This is a genomic window from Bacillota bacterium (assembly GCA_013178415.1).
Classification (GTDB): domain Bacteria; phylum Bacillota; class SHA-98; order Ch115; family Ch115; genus Ch115.
Window position 1 is genome coordinate 1 of record JABLXA010000049.1, and the last position, 6,052, is coordinate 6,052.

The following is a 6,052-nucleotide window of genomic DNA, read 5'->3' on the forward strand; positions in this document are numbered from 1 at the left end:
GATGGGTAAAAGAGGTGACAGAGCATATTTATGAGGGCCGAATAGATGAAGCGATAAGGATGGCGGAGGGAAGGATGCCGAAGGCGGGATTGCCTAAGGAAGTAGTAAACCTGCCTCATTACCTGAGCCTACATTTCGCACCCTTGCCCCTAATGTTCCTTATTTTCCTCCTCGGGATCATTTCCGTTTCTTCATTCAAGCTGGTACGGGCTCGGGCGGACGACCACATATATCTCCGGCGTGAAACCTGCAAGCCTTAATACAAGACTTCTTCAGTTTGAGAGGTAATACATCCAGAAAATAGGATAGCCACAGGAATCTGTCCTCTGGTACGCTTGTTCTGAGACAAAAACAGCACCGGAGGTGGCAAATCCTCGCGGCTAGAACAAGCATACCACGAAAACGTCTTATACCCAACATCAAGATCCGTCGTGCGAGATCACACGGTGGAGCAACGCGGATGGGAGGCCTTCCTGCAGTGAGAATGGCCTGGGATACCCTTGTCGCAAAGCCCTCCGCCAGTTCCAACTGGCACGGGCTGGTTAGGTGTCGATTCCGGCCCCCATTGGCGCCGCCGGCACCGGAGAGAATGGCAGCTGTGAATGGGTTATGGAATTGTACTCGACTGATAAAATCACCCCGGTCAAAACCGGGGCGATCGCAGGATGAATCTATTCGGTCTGATACTCTCACGTGTCCATGAAAGCGCGAGTATAGCCGTTCCCTGCTCGATTCCTGCCGAATTCATGCCCTTCCTCAAGTAAAGCCTCTCGCTCTAGCATCTCGCGCTCCAGTAATGACTCATAATACAAGGCATGCATCGCTGACTCTATCCTTTCTATCGCATCCAGTGAGGTAAACCTCAGGGTTGCCTTGCCTCCCTCATGAATTAGCGTCAACATCGCCCGCACGTCCGCGAAGCCTGACACGATAACATCTGATTCAACCTTTGTCCCATAAGAGACCACTATCTCCTTCATTGCCTCCTCCTCCCTAAAGGGTAAGCTCCTCTATCGCCCGTTTCAGGTTGTTGCCATCCACAAGCTGTTGCCTGTGGGTGTATGCATCCATGAGACACCCCTTGCATAGCCGTGCTACAAGCCAGATCGCTCCCTTGGAGTATTCATAGATGCGACCTATGACATCATCGGGGAATAGAGGCCTATCACAACCTGCCATCTTGAGTTCATGGACAACATATGGCTTGATCTCTGACTGCTCCATGCCGGTGAGGTGGTATTGCACCTCCACCCTCCGGAAGACTGCCTGGAGCGACCGAAGGCGAAGTGTTGCCCGCATCTGGGGCTCCCCCACCAAGATGATGCTAAATGGCGTAGATGAGTCTACGTCATAATTCGATAGATACCGGATCTCCTGAAGCATATCATGGGATAGCTCATGGGCTTCGTCTATGGCGATAATGAGATCTATCCCCTTTGCCACGAGGCTCTCGACCGTCTCCCGGAACTGCCTTTTCATCCTGACGAGACGGTGGTCAGGAATCACACCAAGCTCAGTGAGGATAAGGTCGTAGAAGGCATGCTCAGTAAGATTCCGGTCTGAGACGTAGATAAACCGGTACCTCGTATCCGGCAGTGACGATACAAGAGCCCTCAATACCGTTGACTTGCCGCAGCCCACCTCCCCTGTCAGGACGGAGATAGCGCGCCTTTCGACAGAGTATTTCAACCGCGCTTTAGCCTCTTCGAATCCCTTGAAGGGGAAGAGCTCGCTTACGGGGATGTCCCGTTCAAATGGATACCGGAGAAGATGGAAGTGCGTTAGATCCATTCCCTAATCACCCCTTGAGCATGTCCTTGTATGAGAGGCCCTCCCTAGGGGTAAGCGTAAGGGGATTGATATTGGTTGGCTTTGGGACTTCTTGGACCCCCTCTTTGGAGGGTGGTTTCTTGCCCACATGGTGCCTTGGGGTATCAAACGGCTTTGCTTCCCCATAACTCCTGCCTTCAGAGAAGACCTGGATCTTTCTCATGTCGTAGGGATCAAACCGGACTGTTATGGTCTTGCCAGAAAGCTCCGGAGATGTTTCGTAAGTCTGGCCTTGGAGTGAGAAAATCCCTGTCTTATCCACCTTTCTCGTCTCCTCCACGAGGAACGCCTCGTATATCTCTGTGAGATCCACCTGGCGGATAGGGTGATTGTCCATATCGAACCTTACGGACGGCGCCTGCTTTGTGGCCGAATGGGGCTTATCGTTGTAGTGTATCTTGAGCCACGATGAGAAGAGATCATTTGCCTTGACTATGTCGATTGAAGACGTCCTGGATAGAAGCTCGAGCTCGGAGAGGAAACCTCTCTGGACCGTTAGAAAGAACCTCTCCAATTTGCCGCGACCTTGGGGGCGGTACGGCCGTGAATGGCTAAGGTGAATCCCGAGCCTTGCGCATATCTTTGAGAAGTGTAAGCTAGAGTAGATCGCTCCATTGTCAACATAGACCTGTTCAGGCAGGCCATGGGTTATGATGGCCTTCTTCAAGCTATCCTCCAGGGCCGGCATCCTCTCAGCATTGTAGAGCTGGGCGTGGACTATCTTACGAGAGAAATCATCCATCCACGCAAAGAGAAATACCTTGTGTTTTTTATCGGGATTCTCTAGCTCCCCAAGATAGGTAAGGTGGCAGGTATCGCCGATCCAGCGTTCGTTGCGATGTATGGCCTGGTAGCGGCGGTAGGTATCCTTCAGGGCCATCTGCGGTTTTGTGAGCCCTGCCCTTCTGAAATGGTCATATAGCGTGCTCCGCTTGAGATATCCGGGTTCCACCTGGCCTGAGGCCTCCAGCATCCCTATGATTGCGGCAATGGAACGCTTGGGGTTTTCACGCCTCAGGGCGATCGCAAGGTCTATCAACTCTTCAGGAATCCTGCTGGAATTCTCCCTTGGCATAGGCATAAGCGCATCAAAACCTCCTTCCCTATACATGGATAGATAACGCTCAATTGTCCTTTCCCCAACTCTTGTACGGGTGCTGCCTGGAATCACATAATGCCGGGATGCTGCCTCTCGGATTAGCGCCGTAGTCTCCCCTAGAACAAGGTCCTGCCTCGATACTATCGGTGAGATGAGCCCGTAGCGAAACGATGCGATTTCCTGCCTGAGTTTATCGTTATCCATCGGTCGTCCCCCTTTCCGAGCCTAATATATCGCTAGCTACATCCATAAGCCATGACAGGGTTTGTTGTGGGGAGGGGAAATTAGGTCCTCATAGAGGGAAATCATGGCAGATAACCCGTTTTGAGCATGGGATTCATACCCACACCGGACAGGTTGACATCAAAGTCTACCCGTTTTCGCGACATTGCCGGAGGATGTGGCAGTTTAAGCACATGCCAACTCCACCGGCGCTCTTGGCATCGGATATATTGGCATTAGAGGTAGAGGATGTTTAAGGCATTGATTCTTGGGAAGACTCCCGGGGCACCGCGGGTTAGGGTAGCCCTACAGAGGATATCACCCAAGTCGAAAAGTAGGAGCATGCGCCCCTTTTCACCCCCCGCCTTCACCTTCGGCCAGGTTACCATGACCGTAAGCCTTGCGACGAGGTTTGAGACGAGCGATACTGCCTTATCGAGTAGGTGCTTTGTATGCGCTACCCACCGGGAGACAGTGCGGGCATCCACACCCGCATCTTCAGCAGCCCCTTCAATAGTGGCTCCTTCCAAGTGCGACCGTATGCAGGATTCCCGCACCTCCGTGAGGTAGTGGAGATATGGCGCAAGGAAATCAGGCAAAACACCATATGTCCTCCCACATTTGTGGCACCGCCACCTGTAGATTCGAATGCACACTCGTCCGTCACATGTGCGAGAGTGACGGTAATATGAACCCCATGGATTCATCAGAGTATTGCAAAGAGGGCACCGCACCTCAATGTCCGGCCTGGTATGTGAATAATCGGCAATATAGCTATTGACTCCGGGAGCAAATGACTTTACGATAGGCATGGAGGGAGGGTAACACCTCCTTTACGGGGTGAGAAGGCCGTGTGGTGGAACATGGTGGCCTTCTCTCTCTTTCTTTTTCCCTCTATTCCACGCCGCCCTAAAGCTTTCCTGCTCCCTGGGGATAAATAAGGCCCCCAGTCATCCCCTTTCTCCAGGGGCCCCGGAGGCACGCCACCCTTAACCGGAAATCCCGCCTATACCGATGTCATTTTGGGCCGGTATCTACACTAAGGAACTCGGGGGGAAAGGCAACGTTGTCATCATCCAGGGGCCTCCGGGGGCAAGTATAGCCATTGATAGGGAACGCGGCTTTAGGGAAGAGATAGCGAAGTATCCGAACATTAAGATCATAGCTGCACAACCAGCTGATTGGCAGAAAGAGAAGGCTTTTGCTGTAATGCAGAGTCTGCTGCAACGCTACAAGGAGATTGACGGCGTATTTGGCATCAACGATTCCATGGCCGAGGGAGCAGCGCTGGCCGCAGAACAGGCAGGCAGGCTCAAGGGGATGTCTATCTGGGGCCTCGATGGAGAAAAAGACGCGTTGACCATGATAGAAGAGGGCAAACTTACCGGAACGGTTTATACCAACTGCTATGAACAAGGCGCTACGGCCATGCGGCTTGTGGAGTATCTGCTAACGTCCGGCCTGAAACCGAAGGATATCAAAAAGACGGGTGTCATCCAGATCGCTCCAGTAGTTGTCACAAAGTCTACCGTTGCGAACATCAAACCTGAGGATCGCTGGTAAATACTCAACCGGAAACTTCACCACGAGGATCGCGGGGAATGCCCTCTATGAGGGAGGGCATTCCCCGCCCCGTGGCGGGGAGAAGGGTGTGGTCAATGCGATGAAGCCAAGAGACCTCCGTAGCTACGTCTTAGCTACCGCTTTCTTTTTGGTCATGGCCGTATTTAGCGTTCTTTGCCCGGATTTCAGGACTATTGGCAATTTTATTTCAATGCTCCGCCAGATTTCGTTTATAGGGATTATGGCAATCGGCGCTACCTTTGTCATCCTTACCGGCGGGATTGATCTCTCAGTAGGCTCTATGTTAGCCCTGACCGGCATGATATGCGCAAGACTCCTCCGTTTTACAGGTGTGGGTTCATATATCACGGTGGTACTTGCGCTGACAGCTGGCGCCCTTATGGGACTAATCAACGGTAAACTGGTGTCGCGGCTTAACATCCCTCCATTTATTGTCACGTTGGGTACCATGGGGGTATTCAGGGGACTGACCCTGCTTACCGCCTTCCGGAAATTCGGTTTCATAACTAATACGGTCATTAGCAATGAAAGGTTCCTAGCTCTCGGGGGCGGCAAATTGGGACCTATATATTATCCGATTCTGTTTTATGCAGGTGTGGCTGCTATAGGTTACTGCTACCTCACGCGAAGCAAATTCGGAAGATACGTTTATGCGGTAGGTGGCAAGGAACAGGCTGCTGTGATGTCGGGTATCGATGTTGCGGGAGTCAAAACTGGGGTGTATGTGATCTCCGGTGTATGCTCGGCACTGGCAGGCATACTCTGGACATCGCGGCTCATGACCGCGACAACGGAGATGGGGCAGGGAAATGAATTAGATGTCATCGCCGCGATAGTGGTAGGCGGTACCAGCCTATCAGGTGGACGCGGGGGGATAGGCCAGACGATTATCGGCACCCTTTTCATCGGAGCGCTGACCAACGGGATGTCCATGCTTGGGCTATCGGCCTTCTATCAGCCTCTTGCCAAGGCTGTGGTCATCGTTGCGGCCGCCTCAATTGACAGTCTCCTTTTGGCTCGAAGCACGAAAGAGAACAGAAGGGCTTTGCTTGGGAATAGGGGCGGGAGGCATAGCCCGGTCCCCGACGTGGCACGGCGGGCTAACCGCATCCCTATCGACCGTTCTAAGAACCTGCTTGAGCTTGAAGGAATATCCAAGAGATTTGGAGACATACCTGTGCTGGAGGATGTTTCCCTCAAAATAGCAAGAGGCGAGGTTCATGCTCTTATTGGTGAGAATGGAGCCGGCAAGTCAACCCTGATCAAGATAATTACAGGGGTTTACCCCAAAGATAGCGGCATAATAAGGCTTAACGG

General features: G+C 52.4%; 6 protein-coding genes. 2 read left to right on the forward strand and 4 right to left on the reverse strand.

All coding sequences use genetic code 11. The annotated features are described in order from the left end of the window. Nucleotides 1-689: 689 nt before the first annotated feature. The 4 genes from HPY52_16965 to HPY52_16980 form a co-directional block, all read right to left on the reverse strand. Nucleotides 690-980, reverse strand: a complete 291-nt coding sequence (locus HPY52_16965; GenBank protein NPV81925.1) for a hypothetical protein — start codon at nt 978-980, stop codon at nt 690-692. 13 nt (nt 981-993) lie between these two features. Further along, nucleotides 994-1,791, reverse strand: a complete 798-nt coding sequence (locus HPY52_16970; GenBank protein NPV81926.1) for an AAA family ATPase — start codon at nt 1,789-1,791, stop codon at nt 994-996. 7 nt (nt 1,792-1,798) lie between these two features. Further along, the gene (locus tag HPY52_16975; protein ID NPV81927.1) at nt 1,799-3,133 is read right to left on the reverse strand and encodes a DDE-type integrase/transposase/recombinase; all 1,335 of its coding nucleotides are present in this window, start codon (nt 3,131-3,133) and stop codon (nt 1,799-1,801) included. Between the two features lie 254 nt (nt 3,134-3,387). Further along, nucleotides 3,388-3,750, reverse strand: a complete 363-nt coding sequence (locus HPY52_16980; GenBank protein ID NPV81928.1) for a hypothetical protein — start codon at nt 3,748-3,750, stop codon at nt 3,388-3,390. A 415-nt stretch (nt 3,751-4,165) separates the two neighbouring features. Here HPY52_16980 and HPY52_16985 point away from each other — a divergent pair, with 415 nt between their 5' ends. Both HPY52_16985 and HPY52_16990 read left to right on the forward strand, forming a co-directional pair. After that, nucleotides 4,166-4,714 carry a sugar ABC transporter substrate-binding protein gene (locus HPY52_16985; protein ID NPV81929.1) on the forward strand — a complete coding sequence of 183 codons (549 nt, stop codon included), beginning with the start codon at nt 4,166-4,168 and terminating at the stop codon, nt 4,712-4,714. 952 nt (nt 4,715-5,666) lie between these two features. Then, on the forward strand, nt 5,667-6,052 hold a 386-nt coding region (locus HPY52_16990), incomplete at its 3' end, for an ATP-binding cassette domain-containing protein (protein NPV81930.1).

Bases quoted from the DNA above. Each gene is read 5' to 3' on its own strand.
- HPY52_16965 (NPV81925.1), bottom strand. From the start codon at position 980: ATGAAGGAGATAGTGGTCTCTTATGGGACAAAGGTTGAATCAGATGTT.
- HPY52_16970 (NPV81926.1), bottom strand. From the start codon at position 1,791: ATGGATCTAACGCACTTCCATCTTCTCCGGTATCCATTTGAACGGGAC.
- HPY52_16975 (NPV81927.1), bottom strand. From the start codon at position 3,133: ATGGATAACGATAAACTCAGGCAGGAAATCGCATCGTTTCGCTACGGG.
- HPY52_16985 (NPV81929.1), top strand. From the start codon at position 4,166: ATGTCATTTTGGGCCGGTATCTACACTAAGGAACTCGGGGGGAAAGGC.